Below are 20,379 nucleotides of genomic sequence, written 5' to 3' on the forward strand. Positions count from 1 at the left end.
CGCGGCTTGCAGCCGCGCTGCGCAGGGGCGCACCGGCTGGCGCGGCGCACGCTGGCGTCACGCGAGCGCGAGGACCCACCCCTCCACGGGGTCGAGTGCGATCGCTCGCGAGGACTCCGGGAGCGCGCGTCCGGGGCGGGTCGAGAGCCCGCGGGCCACGCGGCCCGCGCCGAGCCTCACCTGGGCGGGCCGCTCGCCGAAGTTCAGCGCGACGACGGCACGCTCGCCCTCGTGCTCGCGCTCGTATGCGAAGACACCCGCCGGCGCGTCGAGCGCGCGGAAGCGCCCGCGCTGCAGGGCAGGGTGCGCGCGGCGCAGGGCGAGGAGGTCGCGGTAGAGCCAGAGCAGCGATTTGCGGTCGGCGCGCTGGGCGGCGACGTCGGTGCCGGGCGGCTGCGGGCCGAGCGGGAGCCACGCCTCCGCCGCGCTCGTGAAGCCGCAGCCGGGCTCGCGCGCGTCCCAGCGCATCGGCGTGCGCTCGCCGTCGCGCGAGAGGGAGGGGTGGAGCGTGCGCGCGAGCGGGTCCTGGAGGCGGTCCTCCGGCACCGCGACGTTGCGCATCCCGATCTCCTCGCCCGCGTAGAGGTAGGGCGTGCCGCGCAGGGTGAGCAGCATCATCGCGGCGAGCCGCGCCCGGGCGTCGCCGAACGTCGGGTGGTCGTAGCGCGAGGCGTGGCGCGGGACGTCGTGGTTCGAGAGCACCCAGGTGGGCCAGCCCTCGGGCGGGCAGAGCGCCTCGAAGCGCTCGACCTCGGCGCGGAACGCCGCGGCGTCCCACGGGCAGCGCAGGAAGGAGAAGTTGAAGGCCAGGTGGAGCTCGTCGCCCTTCCCGTAGTACTTCGCGACCTCGGCGGGGTCGAAGAGGTAGACCTCGCCCACCATCATGCGCTCGCCGTACCGGTCGAGCACGGCGCGGATCCCGCGCAGCATCGAGTGGACGTCGGGGTGGTTCTCGTCGTGGACGTGGAGCTGGCCGCCGTAGCCCGAGCCGCCTGCCGGGTTCGGCGGGTTGTCGCGCAGCGCGGGGTCCTTCGCGATGCGGTGGATCACGTCGATCCGGAAGCCGTCGGCGCCGCGCTCGAGCCAGAAGCGCAGCACCTCGTGCATCGCGCGCACGAGCTCCGGGCTCCGCCAGTTCAGGTCCGGCTGCTCGCGCAGGAAGGAGTGCAGGTACCACTGGCCGGTGGCGGGGTCGTGCTGCCAGGCCGGGCCCCCGAAGATCGAGCACCAGTTGTTGGGCGCCTGGCCCCCCCGGCCGTCGCGCCAGACGTACCAGTCGCGCTTCGCGCTGTCGCGCGCCGCACGCGACTCGCGGAACCAGGGGTGCTGGTCGGAGCTGTGGTTCGGCACCCAGTCGACCGTCACGCGGATCCCGCGCGCGTGGGCGTCGGCGAGCAGCCGGTCGAAGTCGGCGAGGGTGCCGAAGAGGGGGTCGACGCCGCAGTAGTCGGCGACGTCGTAGCCGAAGTCCGCCATCGGCGAGGGCTGGAAGGGCGAGAGCCAGAGCGCGTCGACGCCGAGCCAGGCCAGGTGGTCGAGCCGGCGCCGGATGCCCTCGAGGTCGCCGACGCCGTCGCCGTTCGCGTCCTGGTAGGAGCGCGGGTAGATCTGGTAGACGACGCCGTCGCGCCACCAGAGGCGCTCCCCGCTCATCGGCGCGGCGCCTTCGTGCCGGCGAGGGCGAGGATGCGTTCGAAGTGCGCGGGCGAGACCGGCAGGACGGAGAGGCGCGGCATCCGGACCAGCGCGAAGCCCCTGAACCCCGCGTCCGCCTTGATCGCGGCGAGCGTCACCGGCCGCACGAGCGGCGCGACGGGCTCGAGGTCCACGGCGAGCCAGGCGCCGTCCGCCGGATCCGGGTACGCGGTGCGCGCGACCCGCGCGATCCCGACCACCTCCTTGCCGGCACCGGAGTGGTAGAAGAGGACGAGGTCGCGCGCGCCCATCGCCCCGAGGTGCTGGCGCGCGCTCGGGTTGCGCACGCCGTCCCAGACCGTGCGGCCCTCGTCGAGGAGGTCCTGCCACGCGTAGGTCGAGGGCTCCGACTTCACGAGCCAGTACGCGCGCGCCATCGCTCCTCCGGCGCCCGATGCTATCAGGGGCTGCGCAGCGCGTGGAGGCCGCCGCGCAGCTTCTCGAGGAGCGCGAGGAGCTGGCTCCGCTCGTCCTCGTCGAGGGCGCGCAGCAGCGCCACGAGCCGGCGGGCGTGGGTCGGGGCGATCGCCCGGACCCGCGCCTGCCCGCTCCGGGAGAGGACGACCCGCCGCGCGCGCCGGTCGTGCGGGTCGGGACGGCGGGCGACCAGGCCCTCCGCGGTGAGGCCGCGGAGCAGCATCGTGACCGTGGGGCGGCTCACGCGGAGCTGCTCGGCGAGGTCGGCGGCGCGGATGCCCTCGGTGCCCGCGCGATCGAGGGCGAGCAGCACGCCGAGCCGGCCGCGCGAGAGGCCGAAGCGGCCCTGCGCGTGGATCTCGAGGGTGCGCACGAGCTCGTCGGCCACGTCGAGCAGGCGGAGGGCGGCGTCGAGCGCTTCCCCGTCGCGCGTGTGCAGCTCCGGCGGCAAGAGGAGGGCCATGAAGTCATTAGATAGCTAACTATATGGATGGAGACAGCCTGGCGATCTCGGGTATGCTGCCGGCCCGCCAGGAGGGTCCGGATGCCGCGTGGAATCACCGCTCTGCTCACGGTGCTCGTGGCGCTGGCCGCCGGCGCCGCGCAGGCCCAGACCTACAGCGTGACGGTGCGCGAGCGGCGTCCGGTGAGCTCGGGCTCGAGCTACGTCGTGGAGGGGGGCGACTTCTCGCTGCGGCGCCTCGATCGGCCCGACCAGGTCCTCGAGCAGGTGCCGCCGCTCCTCACCGCGCAGCACGCCGGCGGCGGCAAGGCCAACCAGTACCTGGTGCGCGGCTTCGACGCCGATCACGGGACGGACTTCGCCTTCTTCCTCGACTCGCTGCCCCTCAACTTCCGCAGCCATGCCCACGGCCAGGGCTACGCGGACCTGACCTTCTTCATCCCGGAGGCGATCGAGCGCATCGAGGTCTCGATGGGGCCCTACTCGACGGAGTTCGGCGACTTCGCGACGGCCGGGGCCGCCAACCTGAAGCTCTTCGAGCGAGCGCCCGAGCCCTTCCTGAAGGTGGAGGGCGGGCAGTGGCAGAGCGCGCGCACGGTGGGCCTGTGGTCGCCGCGCGAGGGCCTCTTCTCCGGTGGCGACGAGCCCGGCACGCTGCTTTTGGCCGGCGAGTTCGACGCCACCGACGGCCCCTTCCAGGACGCCGAGGACCTCCTCCAGTACAAGGGCCTCGCGCGGGCCGGCTGGCGCTTCGACGAGGAGACCCGCCTCGAGGGCTGGGCCGCCTTCTACGACGGGCGCTGGAACAGCTCGGGCCAGATCCCGCTGCGTCGGGTGCGCGGCCCGGGCTTCGACCGCTGGGACGCGATCGACCCGACCGAGGGCGGGGACTCGAACCGCCAGATGGGCCTCGTGCGGCTCGTCCACGAGCCGGCGCCTGGCCGGCGGCTCGAAGCCAGCGCCTGGGCCGCCCACTACGCCCTCGACCTCTACTCGAACTTCACCTTCTTCCTGAGCCACCCCGACACCGGCGACGGGATCCTCCAGAGCGACGACCGCGTCTACACCGGCGGCTCGCTCGTCTACCGCCACCAGCTCGACGGGCGCTTCCCGACCGTCCTCTCGGGCGGCCTCGACACGCGCAGCGACCTCACCCGCGTGCAGCTCCGCCGGCAGGAGGAGCGCCAGCGCCTCGAGCACCTGAGCGACGACGACGTCACCGTGAGCTCGCTCGCCCTCTTCGGCTCGACCGAGACGCTGCTGGCGCCGTGGGCGCGCTTCGTCGGGGGCCTGCGGCTCGAGGGGTTCCGCTTCGACGTCGAGAACCGCTGCGCCGAGTGCACCGCCGACCCCGAGGACCCGCTCGCAGACGCGCGCGCGGAGGGCAGCGAGTACGACGGGGTCGCGCTGCCGAAGGCGAACCTGATCCTGCTGCCCTTCGCGAGCGAAGGGCCCCTGCCGAGCGAGACCGCGGCGCTGCGCGACGCACAGCTCTTCCTCAACTGGGGGATCGGCTACCACTCGAACGACGCCCGCAACGTCGTCGCGAACCCCGACGAGGAGACGCTCCCGACGGCGATGGGCTGGGAGGTGGGCTGGAAGATCCCGGTGACGGAGTGGGCGGAGCTCTCGATCGCGGGCTGGTGGCTCGACCTCGAGAGCGAGTTCGTCTTCGTGGGCGACGAGGGCACCACCGAGCCGCGCGGGAAGACCCACCGCCGCGGCATCGAGCTCGCCGCGCGTGCGCAGCCCTGGGAGTGGCTCGAGGGGGAGGTGGCGGTCGCCTACTCGTCGGCCACCTGGGAGGAGGACGACCCGGACGCCGGGATCGAGGACGGCGACCCCGTCGCGCAGGCGCCGCGCCTGGTCGCGAAGGCGCGGGTGCGCGCCACGCACGCCTCGGGCCTCTCCGGCGAGCTCGCCTTCCGGGCGCTCGGCGAGCGCTACGGGCTCGAGAGCGAGCGCTCGGTGCTGCTCTCGGACTACGCGGTCTTCGACCTGGGCCTGCGGTACCGTCGGGGCCCGCTCGAGGCCTTCGTCCTGCTCGAGAACCTCTTCGACACCCAGTGGCGGAGCGCCGACTTCTACTTCGAGTCCTACCTGCCGGATTTCGATGCAGCGCCGACGGAAGACTTCCACTTCGTCCCGGGCAATCCGCGCAACGTCCGGGCCGGGATCACCTGGTTCCTCCCCTGGTGAGTCGCCGCCGTGGGGTGCTGCCGGTGCGCGGCGCTCCCGGCGGCGCTTCGGAGGGAGCCTCGCGGCCTCGCTGCTGGTCCACGCGCTGGCGCTGGGGGCGCTCGCCTGGACGACGGGCTCGTGGCTGCGGGCGGCGGAGCGCGAGCCGCCGGTCTTCGTGACGCTGCTCGCCGCCGCCGAGGGCCCCGCGCCCGCGGCCGCCGTCGCGGCAGCGCCCGCGGCAGCGGCCCCGCCCGTGCCGGCTCCTCCGCCACCTGCAGCCCAACCGACACCGCACCCTGTCACGCGATCGCGCTCCGTCCCTGCGCCGCCGCCGCCGCGCACCCGCCGGCCCGCCCGGGCGCCGCGCCCGCCCGCAGGGGCGGCGCCAGCGCCCGCTCCGCCGGAGCCGCCCGCCGTACCCGGTCCCTCGTCCGGCACCCCGTCCGTGCCCGCGCCGGAGGCCGCCGCGGCGGGCACGGCAGCCGCGCTCGCCGCGAGCACGGCCGGTGGCCGCGTGTACGGCGAAGGCGAGGTCGACCGCGCGGCCGTCGCGCTCGGCGGGATCCGCCGCCCCGAGTACCCGGCGCGCGAGCGCATGCTGGGCCGCGAGGGGCGGGTGACGCTGCTCGTGGAGGTCGACGCCACCGGGAAGGTGGGGGCCGTCACGGTCGCGCACAGCGGCGGCGAGGCCTTCGACGCCTCGGCGCGCCGCGCGGTCGCGCGCACCCCGTTCCGCGCAGCCCGCCTCGCCGATCGCGCCGTCGCGTCGACCGTGACGGTGGAGGTCTCCTTCGAGCTCGAGTAGCGAGGCTGGAGCCCATCTCGTCAGCCGCCGGGAGCGGGTTCGTGAGAGGGGCGCCCGGCGGCCGGCCGCAGCCGCTCGGCGAAGAAGGCGAGGGTGCGATCGAGGGCAGCGCGGGTCGGATGGCCCTCGCGGTCCACCAGGTCCTTGGTCAGCACCGAGTGGGCGGTGCGCGGGATCGCGTGCGGGTTGCCCGGGCCGGAGTCGATCTCGATCGCCTCGAAGCCCGGGCCGAGCTCGCGGCGCAGCGTCTCGAAGCGCGCAGCCGGGCAGAGCGCGTCGTGCGTGAAGCGCAGCCCGAGCACGCCGCAGCCCTCCCCGGCGCGCCGCTTCACGACCGCCAGGTCCTCGGGCGAGAGATGGAGCGCGGCGCGATGCGAGCGGCTCACCCCGAAGGGCAGCGAGGGCTGGCTCAGCACGGGCGCGAGCACGGCCTCGTCCACCATCAGCGCGAGCGCGAAGTTCCCGGTGAGGCACATGCCGAGCGCCCCGACGCCCGGCCCGCCGCACTCCGCGTGCACCTCCCGGCAGAGCGCGCGCAGCCAGTTGGTGACCGGGCTCGAGGCGTTGCGCGCGAGCACGTGGAACTCGCGCGAGATGCAGGCGCGCAGCATCGAGCCCGCGATGTAGCCCGCCGAGAAGTCGCGGTTCAGGGTGCCGAAGAGCTCGGGCAGGACGGCCGTGAAGCCCGCGTCGGCGACCCGGCGCCCGAACGCCGCCACGGCCGGGTGCAGGCCCGGGATCTCGTGGACGATCACGACCCCCGGCCCGTGGCCCCGCCGGTACACCGGGTAGCGCCGGCCCCCGTGCGTGAAGGAGGAGGTCGTGAATCCCTCGAGCGTCGCGCCGGCTGCCATGGAGCCTCCCGCGGCTGGCCGGGCCGGCGCGATCACGCGCGCGGTCGCCAGCGATGGCGAGCGAGATCGATCCGCCCGGCTGCGTCGAAGCGCACGCGCTCGCGCTCGAGGAGCACGCGCTGGAGGGCGCTCGCACCCGCCTGCGCGCGCGGGCTCACCCGGCCCTGCGCGTTCACGACCCGGTGCCAGGGCAGTGGCGTGTCCTCGGGGAGCGCCGCCAGCGCGTAGCCGACCAGCCGCGGCTGCGCGCCGAGCCCGGCGAGCTGCGCCACCTGCCCGTAGGTGGCCACGCGGCCGCGCGGGATCCGGCGCACGACGGCGCGGATCCGCGCATGGGTGCCGGTGTCACCCGGGTTCGCAGAGCGCGTGGCCAGCACGGCGCGGGAGCATATCGCGGGTGCGCGCGCGGTGTGCAGGTCGCGAGGGTCGGGACGGCCTCTGGCGAGGACCTCGAGTGATTCCTCACGAAGCCTCGGCAAAGGGCCCGAGCTTCCGGCGCTCCAGCTCGCGGCTCAGGAGCTTCCGCAGGCGCTCGTTCCGGACGAACACCATCGTGATCGTCCCGAAGTAGCCGCTCGGAAGCTTCGGGCTCTCCTCCCAGTGGCGGAGCTGCTGGAAGGGGCGGGTCGCGTAGGCGTGGTGGTCGGCGTGGCGCGAGAGGCCGACCAGGGTGTAGAGGGTGAACCACGAGTCGGTGTCCCAGGAGTCGACCGGGCTCGGCTTGCGGCCCTGGCGCACGAGACCCCAGTGCTCGAAGTAGTTGACGGCTTCGAGCAGCCGGATCGCGCCGAAGGCCTGGAGCAGGTAGAAGGCGAAGGCGCCCCAGCCGAGCAGCGCGGCGATCGCGAACGCGACCGCCCACTCGACGACGAGCCCGTGCAGGACGCGGTTGTGGAGCTGGCGGCGGTCGAGGAGCGGCATGTCGGCGTCGCCGAGGCGGTGGGCCTCGAGCCGCCAGGCGCTCCGGAGCTGGCCCGGCACGGTGCGCCGGAAGAACTGGTGATAGGTCTCCCCGAAGCGCGCCGTGGCGGAGTCCTCGGGCGTGCCCACCCGCGCGTGGTGGCCGCGCACGTGCTCGACCGAGAAGTGGTCGTAGAGCACGATCCCGAGCAGCACGCGGCCGAGCCGGGTCATGTGCCGCTCGCGCCGGTGGATCAGCTCGTGGCCCACGACGATGCCGGAGTAGCCAGAGCTCACGCTCACGAGCGCCCAGGTCACGAGCGTGTCGATGCGCCAGAAGCCGTGCGTCCCCACGTTCCACACCGCGAGCGCGACGTTCGTGACCTGGAGCGCAACCAGCACGTAGAGGACGGCGTCGAAGGGCCAGCGCGCGAGCTGCCTTGCCGGCTGGCGCCGCTCGCCCGGGCTGTAGAGGTCGGCGAGCACCGAGCCGGCGATCACGGCGAGCCAGGGGAGGGCGCCCCACCAGGCGTGCGGCGAGGTGAGCAGATAGGCGAAGGTCGCCACCGGCACGACGAAGCAGAGCAGGTGGAGGCACCAGATGCGCAGGGTCTCGAGCGAGCTCGCGTGCTCGGGGACGGCCGGCGCGGGAAGCTCGGGAGTGGAAGCGGCCACGCGGATCCTCCGCCGACCCCGCAGGCGGCCGGCTCGAATGCTCCACATACGGAGCCGTATGTCACTGGATTTTCCACATACGAGCTGGTATGTCAATACCCATGAAGCACGCCCCCGCCCGCCGCCGCCCCGCCCCGCCGCGCTCCGCCCGCGACCGGGCCAAGGCCGAGACCCGCGAGGCGCTGGTCCAGGCTGCGCTCGCCGAGTTCGCGGCCCACGGGCTCGACGCGCCGAGCCTCGACGCGATCTGCGCACGCGCGGGCTTCACGCGCGGCGCGTTCTACGTCCACTTCCGGGACCGCGACGAGCTGGTGGTGGCGGTGATGGACCGCGCCTTCGGGGCCTTCCTCGACGCGATCGTTCCGTCCGGCACGGAGCCGCGCGACCTCGAGCGCACCGTGCGCCGCTACGCCGACGCCACGATCGGCCTGCTCCAGCTCCGCGAGCGCACCGGCCGCGCGGGCGCCCCGGGCGCCGCCGGCGTCCCGCTCCACCGCATCCTCGAGGCCTGCGCGCGCGCGCCGGCGCTGCGCGCGCGCTTCGTCGCGCTGCTCGGCCAGGCGGCCGAGCGCGTCGCGCGCACCGCCGCCGCCGGCCAGCGGGGCGGGGCGGTGCGCAGCGACGTGCCTCCGGCGGCGATCGGCTCGCTGCTCGTCGCGATCGCGCTCGGCTACCTCGCGACGATCGACGCCGGCGCGCCCGTGGACGCACCCGCCGCGCGCGACGCGGTGCTCGCGCTGCTCGCCCCTTCCTAGCTCGGTTCCGGACCCCGACACAGCCCGGCGGGGCCGCCGGTGTCGGGATCCTCGTCGCCTTCGCAGGCAGTGCGGGGGCCGTGACCTGGCAGGTCGACGCCGGAGGCAGATTGACGGGCGCGACCGGGATCGACCTCGACGGCTCGCTGTACGACGTGCTCCGGCGCTACGGAAGCTCCGGCTCGCTCCGGACCACGGCCAGCAGCTCCTCCCCGTAGCGCTCCGCCTTCGCCGGCCCGATGCCGTGGGTCTGCTCGAGCGCGGCGCGGTCGCGCGGGCGGAGCCGCACCAGGTCGCGGAGCGTGCGGTCGCTCGCGACGACGTAGGGCGGCACGGACTCGGCGCGCGCGCGGGCGAGGCGCCAGGCGCGCAGCGCTTCGAAGAGCGCGCGACCGGCGTCGTCGAGCACGTCCTCGTCGATGGCCGTGGCGCGCCGCTTCGCGCTCCCCGCCGCGGCGCCGGTGCGGGTCGCACCACGCGGCGGGGTCAGAGGCGGGAGCAGCAGGCGGGCGGGCTTCTCGCCGCGCATCACGGCGGCGCCCTCAGCGGTGAGGGTCACGACCGGGCGCTCGTCGCCCGCGAAGTCGATCCAGCCGGGCGTCACGCAGCGGCGCAGGAGGCGCAGGAGCCAGGCGTCGCTCCGCTCGCGCAGGATCCCGAAGGTGCGGGTCTCGTGGAGGCCCGCGCGCAGGAGGCGGGGATCCTCGACCCCGCGCAGCAGGGACACGGCGGCGCCGAGCCCGAAGCGGCCGCTCACGCGCGCCACCGCGGAGAGCGCCTTGCGCACGAGCAGCGCGGTCTCCTCGGGGTCGGCCTCTTCGGTGGCGGCGGCGAGCTGGCGGCACACGTCGCAGCGGCCGCAGCCGGCGAGCGTCTCCTCCTCGTCGCCGAAGTAGCGCAGGATCGCGTCGTGGCGGCAGCTCCCGCCCTCGATCCAGCGCAAGAGCTCGAGGAACAGGCCCCACTTGTGGCGGACGCTCTCGGAGTCGGGCGGCCGGCCGTCCGTCGGAAGCTCGAGCAGCCGCCGCCGGAGCGGGACGTCGCCGGGCGCCATGCAGAGCAGGCCGAGCGCCTCGTCGCCGTCGCGGCCGGCGCGGCCCACCTCCTGGTAGTACGCCTCGAGCGAGGCCGGGGGCGCCAGGTGCAGCACCGCGCGCACGTCGGCGCGGTCGATGCCCATGCCGAAGGCGTTGGTCGCGACGACGACCTGCGCGGTGCCGTCGAGGAAGGCGCGCTGGGCGCTCTCGCGCTCCCCGGCGCTCCGGCCCGCGTGGTACACCACGGTGCGCCAGCCGGCGGCCGCCAGGCGCGCTCCCTCCTGCTCGGCGCTGCGCCGGGTCGGCGCGTAGACGATCGCGGCGCCGGGGCGGGCGCCGCCGGGGCCTCCGAGCGCCTCGCGGAGCGCAGCGTCCACGGCGCGGCGCCGCTCGGTCTCGCCCGTGACCTCGAGGGCGCGCAGGGAGAGGTTCGGCCGCGCGAAGCCGCGCACGAGCTGGGGCGTGCCGGCGGGCAGCCCGAGCTTCTCGAGGATCTCGTCGCGGACGATCGGAGTGGCGGTGGCCGTGCAGGCGAGCACGCGCGCGCCCGGGAGCTCGGCCAGCACGCCGCCGATCTGGTGGTACTCGGGCCGGAAGTCGTGACCCCACTCGCTGATGCAGTGCGCCTCGTCGACCGCGACGAGCGGGCAGTCGAGGTCGCGAAGGACGCTCCGGAAGCCCGGCGCCGCGAGCCGCTCGGGCGCCGCGTAGACGAGCGCGAAGGCGCCGCGGGCGGCCTCGCGCATGCGCTGGCGCAGCGTGGCGGCGTCGAGCGTGCCGGCGAGATACGTGGCGGCGACGCCGCGCGCCCCGAGCGCCGCCACCTGGTCGTGCATCAGCGCGATCAGGGGCGAGATCACGAGCGTGGTCCCGGGCAGCACACAGGCCGGGAGCTGGTAGACGAGGCTCTTGCCGCCGCCGGTCGGCGCGACGAGCAGGAGCCGGCCGGCCGCGAGCAGCGTCTCGACCGCCTCGCGCTGGCCCGGGCGGAAGGCGCTGTAGCCGAGGCGCGCGAGCGCGGCCTCGAGCGCCGCGCCGGGCGGCGATGCGGGAGCGGTCGGCATGGGGCGCCTCGTCAGGACGGCGGCGGGGGAGGCACGTGGAAACCAGAGCGCAGCCCGCGATACACGAGGAGGGCGGCGAGCGCCGCGACCGGCCCCGCCGAGCCCGGCTCCGGGACCACCGTGAAGCGGAACAGCGCGTAGACCGGGTCGTGGTCCGAGAGCGGCTCGTCCGCGGCGTCGGTGAAGAGCGCTGCCAGGACCTCGTGGTCGAGCGGCTCGAGCGCGAGCGCGGCGCTGCTGCGATAGAGGATCTTGTCGACGCGCTCGCAGCTCCCGTCCGAGGGGTCCGCGCAGTCCTCGAGCGCTTCACCGACGGGCGGCAGCACGCCGCCGCGCTCGAGCTCGATCCAGACGTCCGTGAGCCCGGCGGTGTCCAGCAGCTCGGGCAGCACGTCGCCGTCGCGCGTATAGCGGCTGTTGGTGTCGCCGAGCACCAGGACCGCGTGGCCCGCCGAGTGGGCGTCGATGAAGCCGGCTAGCTGGCGCGTGTTCGAGCGCCGCGCCGCGCGGTCCTCCTCGTCGCCGCCGGCGTCGGCGTGCCAGTTGTAGACGTCGAGGAAGACGCCGGGCGCGAGCTCGTGGCGCTGGAACGAGAAGCCCTTCGGAGTGAGGCAGTCGCTGGCGTTGCTGACCAGACCGAAGCACTCGTCCCAGGTGACCCGCGTGAAGCCGTCGAAGGCGAGCTGCGAGAAGCTGTTGAGCCCGTCGCCGAACGCGTAGCCGAGCTCCTCGCCCCAGGGGCCCGGGTTCGTGTCCTTGATCGACTGGTAGGGATGGTGGAGATCCGCGACCAGGAGCTCGTGGTAGGCGAAGTCCTCCTGGACGCCGACCAGGTCGAAGAGATCGAGGCGCGGGCTGATGAGGGGATGGTTCGTGGCCGGGTGGGAGCTGGAGAGGCCCTCCGGCAGCCCGGCCACGTTGTAGGTGAGGACCGAGAAGGTGCCGGCCGGGGCGGCGCCCGGCGCCAGGCACAGGAGGAGCCCCGGGACGAGCAGGCGCAGCGCGGACATGGACGCTCCTCGTGGGACGGAATCTCAGGGGGCGGGCAGCTCGAGCGGCCAGTTGGAGGCGACCGTGCCGCCGTCGACCTCGAAGATCTTGCCGGTCACCCAGGCGCCGGCCGGCGAGCACAGGTAGAGGGCGGCTGCGGCGACGTCCTCGGGCTGGCCGATGCGGCCCATCGGGGTCGCGGCCTCGAGCTTCGCGCGCGCCGCGGGCACCGCCTCGAGGAAGGGGCGCAGGGCGTCGGTCTCGATGGCACCGACCGCGATCGCGTTCACGCGCACGCGCGGAGCCAGCTCGAAGGCCAGGAGGCGCGTCATGTGCGAGAGGGCGGCCTTGGCGGTGCCGTAGGCCACGAAGCCCTTGTCGACCATCCAGGACAGGCCCGAGGAGATGTTGAGGACGGCGCCCCCGTCGCGCTCGAGCATGCGCGGGATCACGAGCCGCGAGAGCAGGAAGGCCGAGGTCACGTTGAAGTGGAGCGCGGCCTCGAACATCTTCTCGCTCGTGCGCAGCGCCGGCTTCGGCGGCGTGCCGCCCGCGTTGTTCACGAGCACGTCGATCCGCCCGAGCTCGCGCCAGGTGCGCTCGGCGAGCTGCTCGAGCTGCGCGCGCTCGTTCACGTCGCAGGGCACGGCGAGGGCACGCCGGCCGAGGCCGCGCACCTCCGCGGCGACGCGCTCGAGGTCCCCGGCCGTGCGCGCGGCGAGCACGAGGTCTGCGCCGGCCTCCGCGAAGGCGAGCGCGATGCCGCGGCCGATGCCCTTGCTCGCGCCCGTCACGAGGGCGACGCGGTCCTGCAGGTGGAAGCGATCGAGGATCATGGCCGTCCCTTGCGCGTCGGGGGAGCAGGCTACCGCGCCGCGGGGCGCGCCGATACTCTCGCCCTCCGCATGGCCGGGGCGAGCGCACACCCGGGCGACGGCGAGGTCGCCGGCATCCGCCGCGAGGCGGTCGAGCGCTTCTTCGCCGAGAACGTCCCGGGTGCCGACGGACCCCTGCGCTTCTCGCTGATCAGCGGCGGGCGCTCGAACCTGACCTACCGGGTGGAGGCCGGGAGCGAGGCCGGCGGGTGCTGGGTGCTGCGCAGGCCTCCGCTCGGCCACGTGCTGCCCACGGCGCACGACATGGCGCGCGAGCACCGCGTGCTGGCGGCGCTCGCCGGCACCGGCGTCCCCGTGCCGCGACCGCTGGCGCTCTGCACGGACCCCGCGGTCAACGACGCGCCCTTCTACGTGATGGAGCACCGGAGCGGCGTCGTCCTCGCGGACCACCTGCCCGAGGGCTACGCCGCGACGGCCCCCGACCGGCGGCGCATCGGCGACGCGCTGATCGACGTACTCGCGCGCCTGCACGCGGTCGACTTCCGCGCGGTCGGGCTCGCCGACTTCGGGCGGCCCGAGGGCTACCTGGAGCGCCAGGTGCGGCGCTGGGCGCAGCAGTGGGAGCGCTCGCGGACGGGGCCCCTGCCCGCGATCGAGGAGCTCCAGCACCGGCTCGCCGCCGCGCTGCCCGGCTCGCCGGCTCCGGCCCTCGTGCACGGCGACTACCGGCTCGGGAACCTGGCGCTCGACCCGGCCGACCCGGGCCGGGTCGTCGCGGTCTACGACTGGGAGATGGCGACGCTCGGCGATCCGCTCGCGGACCTCGGCTACACCCTGATCTACTGGGCCGAGCCCGGGGAGCCGGACGCGGGCCGCCTGCTTCCGGCCGTGACCGCCGCCCCGGGCTTCGCGACGCGCGCCGGGCTGGTCGAGCGCTACGCGCGCGCGAGCGGCCGCGACGTCGCGCAGGTCGACTTCTACCAGGTGCTCGCGCTCTACAAGCTCGCGGTCATCAGCGAGGGCATCTACGCGCGCTGGAAGATGGGCAAGACGCTCGGCGAGGGCTTCGACGCCGTCGTGCGCGCGGCCGGCCCGATCGCGGAGCGCGCGCTCGCGATCGCCGCGCGCTCGGCCGACCCGAAGCTGCGCGGGTGACGGCTCCGCCCGGGGCTCGACGGAGAGCGCACGGGGCGCCGGGCGCCCGGACGGAGGGGCTGCGGCCGGATCCGTCGGTCGCGCGGGGCGAGGGGTCGAGCCTGCCTCGTGACGGCACCCTCGTGGACCCGCAGCGCTCCAGCCCTATCCTGGCGGCGCACGGGCACGCGGGTAGGCCGGGCAGGGGCTTGCGGTGCGATGGAGCCCTCGGCGAAGGTCCGAGGCGCTGCACGGCCCGGGCGCGTGCGGAGCAGGGGAGGGTGGAGGCGATGGAGCGAGCTCGTGGGGTGACGCTCGTGGCGCGGCGCGGGACGTGGCTCGCGCTGTCCGCATCCCTGTTCCTCGCGGCGGGCGCTGCACGCGCCGTCGTGATCGGGCAGAACGACGACTTCGAGGACGGCACGCAAGGCTGGGCAGCCGGCCAGTCCTCGCCGAACCCGCCGAGCCAGGTGGCGACGGGCGGCCCGGCGGGCTCGGACGACGCCTGGCTCCAGGTGACCGGCTCGGGCGGCAGCGGGCCGGGATCGCGCGTCGCAGCCGTGAACGACGCCCAGTGGACGGGCGACTACACCGGCGCCACGGAGCTCCAGGTGGACCTCCAGGTGCCCTCGGACTCGGATCTCGCGATCCGCTTCTACCTGCGCAGTGACGCCTGCGCGGTCGTGACGGAAGCGGTTCCGGTCGAGGCGGGAACGGGCTGGTCCCGCGTCTCCTTCGGGATCACGCCGGAAGAGCTCGTCAACTCGATGGCGGACGGCTGCCCGGACATCCCGCTCGCGCTCGCCAACGTGACGCGTCTCCACGTCGCGCACAGCCCGGAGCCGGTCGGCTCGGGCCAGATCCCGCCGTCGGCCGGGGTGTTGGGGCTGGACAACCTGACGCTCGTTCCGGAGCCGAGCGCCGCCGCCGTGACAGGAGCCGCTGCCGGCGCGCTCGCCGCGCTCAGAATCCGACGCGCAGCCAGGCGCCGAACAGGTGCGCGGCGAACGAGCGGTCGACGTCGGCCAGGAAGATCGAGCCCGGGTCGCTGAGCGGTGTGAGCCCGCTCTGGTGGAAGTCGTCGATGCGGGCGTGCTCGAAGCGGTAGAGGGCGCCGGCCTCGAGATGCGCCGCGATCGTGACGCGTAGCTGTGCGCTCGTGACGTGCTCCCGCAGTCGCAGGGTCGGGAAGGAATCGCCCGCCTCGGCGAGCGTGACACCCGGCACCAGCGCGCCTGCCGACGCGGGCTCGTAGTCGAGCCGGGTCTCCGTGGTCAGGAAGGTGTAGGCGCTCTCGAGCGCCACGCGCGGATGGAGCTGGATCGTCCCGGTGAGGCCGGCGGCGTGCGAGAGCTCGCTGCTCTCCAGGCGCCAGACGTTCGCGAGCGGGAACATGGCGCTGCCGGCGCCGCCGGCGCTGCCCGGCGCGGCCGCGTCGGCGATGCTGCGCTGGCGCCGCTCGCGCCAGGCGAAGCCGTACCACGCGGACAGGCTCGCGCGCGGGGAGGGCTGCCAGCCCCACTCGCTCGAGGCGTCGAGGGCACGCTCGCTCGTCAACCCGAAGTCCGACGGGTACCCGTCGTCGCGCACGCCCGCGGTCCAGGCCGCGTCCATGTCCTCGCGCGCCTGCCAGTGGACGCGCAGCTCGGCGCGCCGCCGCGTGCGCGCCGCCAGGTCGTGCATGCGCAGATCCGTGAGCGTGTAGGGCGCCTCGCTGCCGAGGTAGCCGGGCAGGCTCGAGACGAAGGTGTCGGCGAGGAAGAAGGAGTCGTAGGAGCTGCCCGTGCGCTTTGCGAACTCGCCGGAGAGGCGCAGCGTGAGCGGCGCCAGGTCGCGGCTCACGACCGCCAGGCGCGCGCGGGCCTCGCGCGTCTCGTCACGCTCGCGGTGCTCGCGTTGGATCGCCTCCTGCTCGAGCGAGGCGTCGACGCGCGTGCGCCCGAGCGCACGCCAGTCGGCCGCGACGCGCGCGAGCCGCGTGCGGTAGGTGGTCGGCAGGCTCGCGTAGCGGAAGTCCTCGACCAGCCGCCGGCCGGGCTCGAAGACGCGGCGCTGCGAGGTCTGCGCCTCGAGTCCGCCGTCCTCGGCGACGTAGCCGATGCGCCCGGCGAGCGGATTCCACGCGGTGTAGGCCGTGTCGTCGTCGTGGTCGAGGAAGCGGAGGCGCGCGGAGAGGCGCAGCGGGCGCCAGGGGGAGAGCTGCAGCGAGCCGTCGAGCAGGAGCTGGTCGATGCCGGCGTCCGCGTGGCTGCGGGCGCGGCTGCCCGGCTGGCTCCAGAGGTCCAGGTCGACACTTCCGAATGGCCCCCTGCCGACGCTGCCGCCGTTGATCGTGGGCGGCAACAGGTCGTCGTCCTGTCGCGCGCGGCTCCACGAGGCCGTGCCGACGAAGCGGCCGCTCCACGGCAGTGCGAGCGCCAGCTCGCCGCGCGCCTGCTGCCACAGGTTGTCGGGTGCGAGCGCGAAGCGCGAGCGCGCGACGTTAGGGTCGATCGCAAACGGCACGTCGAAGGCGAGCGCCCCGTCGCGATTGCGGAACAGCGAGAGCTCGTAGCGCGCGTTCGCCTGCACGCCCTTGCCGGACCACTCGACACCCGTGCTGGCGCGGCGCGTGATCTGGTCCACCGGCTCCACCGTCTCCACCAGCGACGCGAGGGTGCTCGGATAGCCGAGCGATCCGCCGAAGGGCTTCGCGCCGTCGCGCTCGTCCTCGCCGTAACGCGCGAAGAGCCTCCAGTCCTCGCTCGGGCGCAGCTCGAGCTCGATCCGGCGCTCGTCGTGTTCGACCGAGAGCTCCGTCTCGCCGACCTGTGCGAAGGCCGGCCCGAGCGCGGCGGGTGGCGTTGCGCCCGGCGTGAGGCCGGCGGGGAGCGTGAGGTTGCTGCCGCCCGCGCCCTCGAAGAGCACGTGCGCGTCGTCCGCGTAGACGACGGGGATCCGTGACCACGAGCCGCGCAGGCGCACGAGGCCCGGGCGGGTGAGCTCGAAGCGGTAGCTCGCGTCGTCGCGGCCGACCTCGCCGGCGGCGATGCGCGCGAGCCAGCCGTCGCGGGGCGCGACGAGCTGGGCGTCGAGCCAGCGCAGCCAGAACCCGTTGTGCCAGTCCGCGTAGCGGCCGTAGCGCGCCTCGTCGGTCTCGCCGCCCTCGAGGAGCGCGCCCATCGCGACCGAGCCGCTGCCGAGCCAGCCGCCGCCGAGCGCCGTGCCGCGCCACGGCTCGAGGGGCCAGGGGTAGAGCCAGCCGCTCGGCGAGCGCCGCCGCTTGGAGAGGAGCGCGCTCATGCCGTAGGGATCGACCTTGCTCGACGGGTCGATCGCGGCGGGCTCGAGCCGCGTGCCGCGGGCGGGAGCGGGCTGCGCGGCGGCCGGTGCCGCGCTGGCCGCGGCGAGCAGGGTCGCCGCGATCCACAGGCGTGCCGATCGCACGCTCATCGCACGAGCCGGGCGCCCGACGGGTGGTTCGAGCCGTGGATCTGGACGTGACAGCCGACGCAGCCGCGCGAGAGGAGCCGCGCGTCGGGCGCCGGTCCGCCGGCCTGGTTCGCGCGCGAGAGGAGGTCGTTCGGGTGCCCGAAGCCGCCGGTGTTGGCGTGGCAAGCCTGGCACATGAAGGGGAGCGCCGCGTTCAGCAGCGCCGGGTGGTTCGAGCCGTGCGGCTGGTGGCAGTCGAGGCAGTTCTCGCGGACGGGCGCGTGCTCCCACAGGAACGGTCCGCGCTTCTCGGCGTGACAGCTCGTGCAGAGATCCACGACCGTGTCGGCTCGCAGCAGTGGGTCGGTCGCGGAGCCGTGCGGATCGTGGCAGTCGCTGCAGGCGAGCTTGCCCTCGAGCACCGGCATGTGCGAGCGCCGCCGCAGCTCGCTGCGTTGCTGTGGATGGCAGCGCAGGCACGTCTCGCTCACGTCGCGCTTCGCGAGCAGCCCCTGCGCGGAGGTCTCCGCCATCGGGTTGTGGCAGTCGCTGCACGCGAGATCCTGGCGCTCGTGCATCGAGCCCGGCCAGTGGATGCGCGGGCCGCCCTCGTGACAGGCGAGGCACATCCCGTTCTGGGCCTCGACCGCCGCGCGCGAGCCGCGCGTGAAGGACACGATGGCTGCCGGGTCGCGCGGGTCGGCGAGGTGCCGCGACCCCGGACCGTGGCAGCTCTCGCAGCCGCGCGCCTGCGCCTCGCTGCGCGGCGCTGCCGCGAGGCGGCCGTGGATCGTGGGCGTCCAGTGGTCCGTCTCGAGGGCGTGACAGGCGCGGCACGCGGTCGTGCCGATGGGCTGCGCCGCCGGCGGGGCGCTCGGATCCTGGGCGGCGAGCGGCCGCGGCGCGCACGGCACCGCCAGGATCGTGAGCGCTGCGACCAGCAGGAACCGAACCGGCGCTGCAGCCCCTTCGCGAGCCATCCCGCTTCTCCATTCGAAGGTCGAGGAGGTGGAGGTCGAGGAGGTTCGAGGGATGGAGGGTGCCGGATGCTAGACCGCGTCCCGCTCCCTTGCACCGTGCGCGAGGCGGCCGGCCGGGCGGGCGGGGCGAGCGAGCGGGGCATGAGCCGGCGTCGCGATCGCCGTCGTGGACGCACCCTCCGGGGAGCGTGCCCCGCTCACGGGCGGTGCGAGCTCGCGGAGGCCTGCCGGGTCACTCGGCCGCGAGGGGCAGTGCATAGGCCACCACCCGGTCGCCGCGGCGCGTGCCGAGCTTGCCGTGGCCGCCGGCGGCGATCACGACGAACTGGCGGCCCGAGGGCCCGACGTAGCTCATCGGCGTCGCGTTGCCGCCGGCCGGCAGGTGGTCGCTCCACAGCTCGGCGCCGGTGTCGACGTCGAAGGCGCGGAGGAAGCCGTCCATCGACGCCGAGACGAAGACGAGCCCGCCGCCGGTCACGATCGGCCCGCCCAGGTTCGGCAGCCCCGGCCGGATCGGGAGCGACACCGGGAAGATGTCAGGGGAGGAGCCGAGCGGGACCTGCCAGCGGATCGAGCCGTCGTCGAGCGAGACGGCCGCCAGCGTGCCCCAGGGCGGCGGGTTGCAGGGGAGCAGGAGGGGCGACTGGATCGGCTCGCGCACGAGGCCGTAGGGCGTGCCCGCCTGGGGCGCGAACTCGCGCAGCCCGAGCGGACCGCGGCCCCGGGCCCGCGCGCTCGCGAACTCGGCGGCCGGGATCAGGCGCACCGCGAAGGCGAGGTTGGTCTGGTTCAGCACGACGAGGCGCCGCCCCGGGTCGATCGCGACGCTGCCCCAGTTGCTGCCGCCCGCGTTGCCCGGGATCTGGAGGCTTCCGCGCAGGCTCGGCGGGGTGAAGAGACCCTCGTTGCGCAGCGCCTCGATCTGCTCGCGGCAGCGGCCGCGGTCCCAGGGCGTGAGGCCCCAGGCGTCCTCGGGGCGCAGGCGCTGCGCCGCGAGCGGCGGGGGCAGGAGGGGGATCGGCTGGGTCGGCGAGCTCTGCTCGCCGGGCACGTCGGAGGCCGGCACCGGCCGCTCCTCGACCGGGAAGAGCGGTGCGCCGGTCTCGCGATCCAACACGAAGAGGTGTCCCATCTTGGTGGCCTGCACGACGGCGGGCCGCTCGACGCCGTCGCGGACCACCGTCGCCAGCACCGGCTGGGCCGGGACGTCGTAGTCCCAGAGATCGTGGTGGACGGTCTGGAAGTGCCAGGCGACCTGTCCCGTGCGGGCGCGCAGCGCGACGATCGAGTTCGCGTAGCGGTTGCTGCCCAGGCGCTCGCCGCCGTAGTAGTCGGGGCTCGGGCTGCTGGTGGGCACGAAGAGGAGCTCGCGGGCGGGGTCGTAGGAGAGGATCGACCAGGCGTTGGCGGCGCCCGTGCGGGCGGCCTGCTCGGGGCGCCATTCCGCCCAGGCGCCGCTCGCCGCCGAGCGCGGCACGGGATCCCACGCCCAGCGCAGCGCGCCGCTGCGCGCGTCGTAGGCGCGCACGATCCCGCGCGGCATGTCGACGCGCCGGTTGTCCGCGATCGCCGAGCCGACCACCACGAGGTCGCCCGCGATCGTCGGCGGCGACGAGATCGTGAACTCCTGGTCCTGGATCCCGCCGACCCCCTCCTTCAGCGACACCTCGCCGTTGTCGCCGAAGCCGGGGCAGCGCCGGCCGGTGGCCGCGTCGAGCGCGAACAGGCGCGACTCGACGGTGGCGGCGAAGAGGCGCCCCGCGCAGGGCGCGCCGGCCGGCGCCTGCCCGTCGCGCCAGGCGGCCACGCCGCGCGAGGTGAACTCGGGGACCTCGCGGGTGCGGGTGGCGGGGTCGAAGCGCCAGCGCTCGGCCCCCGTCTCGGGATCGAGCGCGAGCACGCGCCCGAGCGGGGTCGGCAGCACGAGCAGGCCGTCCACCAGGATGGGGGTCGCCTGGAAGGCCATGTGGCCGGGCGGCGGAGGGACGGCGTCGAGGTCGCCCGTGCGGATCGACCACGCGACCTCGAGATCCGCCACGTTCGTGCGGTCGATCCCGGCGTGGGGCGACCAGCGCGCGCCGCCGGCGTCGCCGCCGTACACGGGCCAGTCGCCGGCGCGGGCGGGGAGGGCGGCCAGGGCGAGGAGCAGCGCGAGCGCGGGCGGGCGGAGGATGACGGGCAT

At 75.1% G+C, this 20,379-nt stretch carries 17 protein-coding genes; 5 read left to right on the plus strand and 12 right to left on the minus strand.

Going from position 1 to position 20,379, the window contains the following annotated elements; genetic code table 11:
• Positions 1 to 57: 57 nt before the first annotated feature.
• Genes OZ948_03500 through OZ948_03510 form a run of 3 tightly spaced genes read right to left on the minus strand, consistent with a single transcriptional unit; the run spans position 58 to position 2,575 of the window.
• On the minus strand, positions 58 to 1,653 hold the full coding sequence (locus OZ948_03500) for an alpha-amylase family glycosyl hydrolase (GenBank protein MEB2343786.1): 1,596 nt from the start codon (positions 1,651 to 1,653) through the stop codon (positions 58 to 60).
• Entirely contained in the window at positions 1,650 to 2,072 is a 423-nt protein-coding gene (locus OZ948_03505) for an EVE domain-containing protein (GenBank protein ID MEB2343787.1), read from the minus strand. The genes OZ948_03500 and OZ948_03505 overlap by 4 nt, the downstream gene beginning before the upstream one ends.
• Positions 2,073 to 2,095: 23 nt before the next feature.
• Positions 2,096 to 2,575, minus strand: a complete 480-nt coding sequence (locus OZ948_03510) for a MarR family transcriptional regulator (GenBank protein MEB2343788.1) — start codon at positions 2,573 to 2,575, stop codon at positions 2,096 to 2,098.
• Positions 2,576 to 2,656: 81 nt separating this feature from the next.
• Between OZ948_03510 and OZ948_03515 the strand changes: the two genes are divergently transcribed.
• A complete protein-coding gene (locus tag OZ948_03515) occupies positions 2,657 to 4,774 on the plus strand; it encodes a TonB-dependent receptor plug domain-containing protein (protein MEB2343789.1) in 2,118 nt (705 codons plus the stop codon).
• Positions 4,775 to 5,201: 427 nt separating this feature from the next.
• Complete coding sequence (locus OZ948_03520) at positions 5,202 to 5,561, plus strand: energy transducer TonB (protein ID MEB2343790.1); 360 nt, start codon at positions 5,202 to 5,204, stop codon at positions 5,559 to 5,561.
• Positions 5,562 to 5,581: 20 nt separating this feature from the next.
• Here OZ948_03520 and OZ948_03525 read toward each other — a convergent pair whose 3' ends face one another.
• The 3 genes from OZ948_03525 to OZ948_03535 form a co-directional block, all read right to left on the minus strand.
• A complete protein-coding gene (locus tag OZ948_03525; GenBank protein ID MEB2343791.1) occupies positions 5,582 to 6,415 on the minus strand; it encodes a dienelactone hydrolase family protein in 834 nt (277 codons plus the stop codon).
• A 32-nt stretch (positions 6,416 to 6,447) separates the two neighbouring features.
• Entirely contained in the window at positions 6,448 to 6,792 is a 345-nt protein-coding gene (locus tag OZ948_03530) for an MGMT family protein (protein ID MEB2343792.1), read from the minus strand.
• Between the two features lie 85 nt (positions 6,793 to 6,877).
• A complete protein-coding gene (locus tag OZ948_03535; protein ID MEB2343793.1) occupies positions 6,878 to 7,990 on the minus strand; it encodes an alkane 1-monooxygenase in 1,113 nt (370 codons plus the stop codon).
• A 101-nt stretch (positions 7,991 to 8,091) separates the two neighbouring features.
• Here OZ948_03535 and OZ948_03540 point away from each other — a divergent pair, with 101 nt between their 5' ends.
• Positions 8,092 to 8,745 (plus strand): TetR family transcriptional regulator, encoded by a 654-nt coding sequence (locus OZ948_03540; protein MEB2343794.1) that lies wholly within the window; start codon positions 8,092 to 8,094, stop codon positions 8,743 to 8,745.
• Between the two features lie 166 nt (positions 8,746 to 8,911).
• Here OZ948_03540 and OZ948_03545 read toward each other — a convergent pair whose 3' ends face one another.
• Genes OZ948_03545 through OZ948_03555 form a run of 3 tightly spaced genes read right to left on the minus strand, consistent with a single transcriptional unit; the run spans position 8,912 to position 12,672 of the window.
• A complete protein-coding gene (locus OZ948_03545) occupies positions 8,912 to 10,846 on the minus strand; it encodes an ATP-dependent DNA helicase (GenBank protein MEB2343795.1) in 1,935 nt (644 codons plus the stop codon).
• A gap of 11 nt (positions 10,847 to 10,857) precedes the next feature.
• A complete protein-coding gene (locus OZ948_03550) occupies positions 10,858 to 11,856 on the minus strand; it encodes an endonuclease (protein MEB2343796.1) in 999 nt (332 codons plus the stop codon).
• Between the two features lie 24 nt (positions 11,857 to 11,880).
• Positions 11,881 to 12,672 carry a glucose 1-dehydrogenase gene (locus OZ948_03555; protein ID MEB2343797.1) on the minus strand — a complete coding sequence of 264 codons (792 nt, stop codon included), beginning with the start codon at positions 12,670 to 12,672 and terminating at the stop codon, positions 11,881 to 11,883.
• A 69-nt stretch (positions 12,673 to 12,741) separates the two neighbouring features.
• Here OZ948_03555 and OZ948_03560 point away from each other — a divergent pair, with 69 nt between their 5' ends.
• Positions 12,742 to 13,827, plus strand: coding sequence for a phosphotransferase family protein (locus tag OZ948_03560; GenBank protein ID MEB2343798.1), 1,086 nt, complete (start codon positions 12,742 to 12,744; stop codon positions 13,825 to 13,827).
• A 269-nt stretch (positions 13,828 to 14,096) separates the two neighbouring features.
• Entirely contained in the window at positions 14,097 to 14,858 is a 762-nt protein-coding gene (locus tag OZ948_03565) for a hypothetical protein (protein MEB2343799.1), read from the plus strand.
• On the opposite strand, the gene OZ948_03570 is transcribed toward OZ948_03565, so the two are convergent.
• The 3 genes from OZ948_03570 to OZ948_03580 form a co-directional block, all read right to left on the minus strand.
• On the minus strand, positions 14,770 to 17,238 hold the full coding sequence (locus OZ948_03570; GenBank protein MEB2343800.1) for an MtrB/PioB family outer membrane beta-barrel protein: 2,469 nt from the start codon (positions 17,236 to 17,238) through the stop codon (positions 14,770 to 14,772). The two genes, OZ948_03565 and OZ948_03570, sit on opposite strands and share 89 nt — an antisense overlap.
• The gene (locus OZ948_03575; GenBank protein ID MEB2343801.1) at positions 17,235 to 18,197 is read right to left on the minus strand and encodes a DmsE family decaheme c-type cytochrome; all 963 of its coding nucleotides are present in this window, start codon (positions 18,195 to 18,197) and stop codon (positions 17,235 to 17,237) included. Before OZ948_03575 ends, OZ948_03570 begins: the two co-directional genes overlap by 4 nt.
• A 232-nt stretch (positions 18,198 to 18,429) precedes the next feature.
• Complete coding sequence (locus OZ948_03580) at positions 18,430 to 20,379, minus strand: pyrroloquinoline quinone-dependent dehydrogenase (protein ID MEB2343802.1); 1,950 nt, start codon at positions 20,377 to 20,379, stop codon at positions 18,430 to 18,432.

The sequence above is a fragment of the Deltaproteobacteria bacterium genome, assembly GCA_035063765.1.
Taxonomy (GTDB): Bacteria; Myxococcota_A; UBA9160; order UBA9160; family PR03; genus CAADGG01.

What these genes read in the sequence shown, in the direction of transcription:
- OZ948_03525 (MEB2343791.1), bottom strand. Translation starts at nt 6,415, where the DNA reads ATGGCAGCCGGCGCGACGCTCGAGGGATTCACGACCTCCTCCTTCACG.
- OZ948_03560 (MEB2343798.1), top strand. Translation starts at nt 12,742, where the DNA reads ATGGCCGGGGCGAGCGCACACCCGGGCGACGGCGAGGTCGCCGGCATC.
- OZ948_03540 (MEB2343794.1), top strand. Translation starts at nt 8,092, where the DNA reads ATGAAGCACGCCCCCGCCCGCCGCCGCCCCGCCCCGCCGCGCTCCGCC.
- OZ948_03575 (MEB2343801.1), bottom strand. Translation starts at nt 18,197, where the DNA reads ATGGCTCGCGAAGGGGCTGCAGCGCCGGTTCGGTTCCTGCTGGTCGCA.
- OZ948_03565 (MEB2343799.1), top strand. Translation starts at nt 14,097, where the DNA reads ATGGAGCGAGCTCGTGGGGTGACGCTCGTGGCGCGGCGCGGGACGTGG.
- OZ948_03510 (MEB2343788.1), bottom strand. Translation starts at nt 2,575, where the DNA reads ATGGCCCTCCTCTTGCCGCCGGAGCTGCACACGCGCGACGGGGAAGCG.
- OZ948_03555 (MEB2343797.1), bottom strand. Translation starts at nt 12,672, where the DNA reads ATGATCCTCGATCGCTTCCACCTGCAGGACCGCGTCGCCCTCGTGACG.
- OZ948_03570 (MEB2343800.1), bottom strand. Translation starts at nt 17,238, where the DNA reads ATGAGCGTGCGATCGGCACGCCTGTGGATCGCGGCGACCCTGCTCGCC.
- OZ948_03505 (MEB2343787.1), bottom strand. Translation starts at nt 2,072, where the DNA reads ATGGCGCGCGCGTACTGGCTCGTGAAGTCGGAGCCCTCGACCTACGCG.
- OZ948_03580 (MEB2343802.1), bottom strand. Translation starts at nt 20,379, where the DNA reads ATGCCCGTCATCCTCCGCCCGCCCGCGCTCGCGCTGCTCCTCGCCCTG.
- OZ948_03515 (MEB2343789.1), top strand. Translation starts at nt 2,657, where the DNA reads ATGCCGCGTGGAATCACCGCTCTGCTCACGGTGCTCGTGGCGCTGGCC.
- OZ948_03545 (MEB2343795.1), bottom strand. Translation starts at nt 10,846, where the DNA reads ATGCCGACCGCTCCCGCATCGCCGCCCGGCGCGGCGCTCGAGGCCGCG.
- OZ948_03550 (MEB2343796.1), bottom strand. Translation starts at nt 11,856, where the DNA reads ATGTCCGCGCTGCGCCTGCTCGTCCCGGGGCTCCTCCTGTGCCTGGCG.
- OZ948_03500 (MEB2343786.1), bottom strand. Translation starts at nt 1,653, where the DNA reads ATGAGCGGGGAGCGCCTCTGGTGGCGCGACGGCGTCGTCTACCAGATC.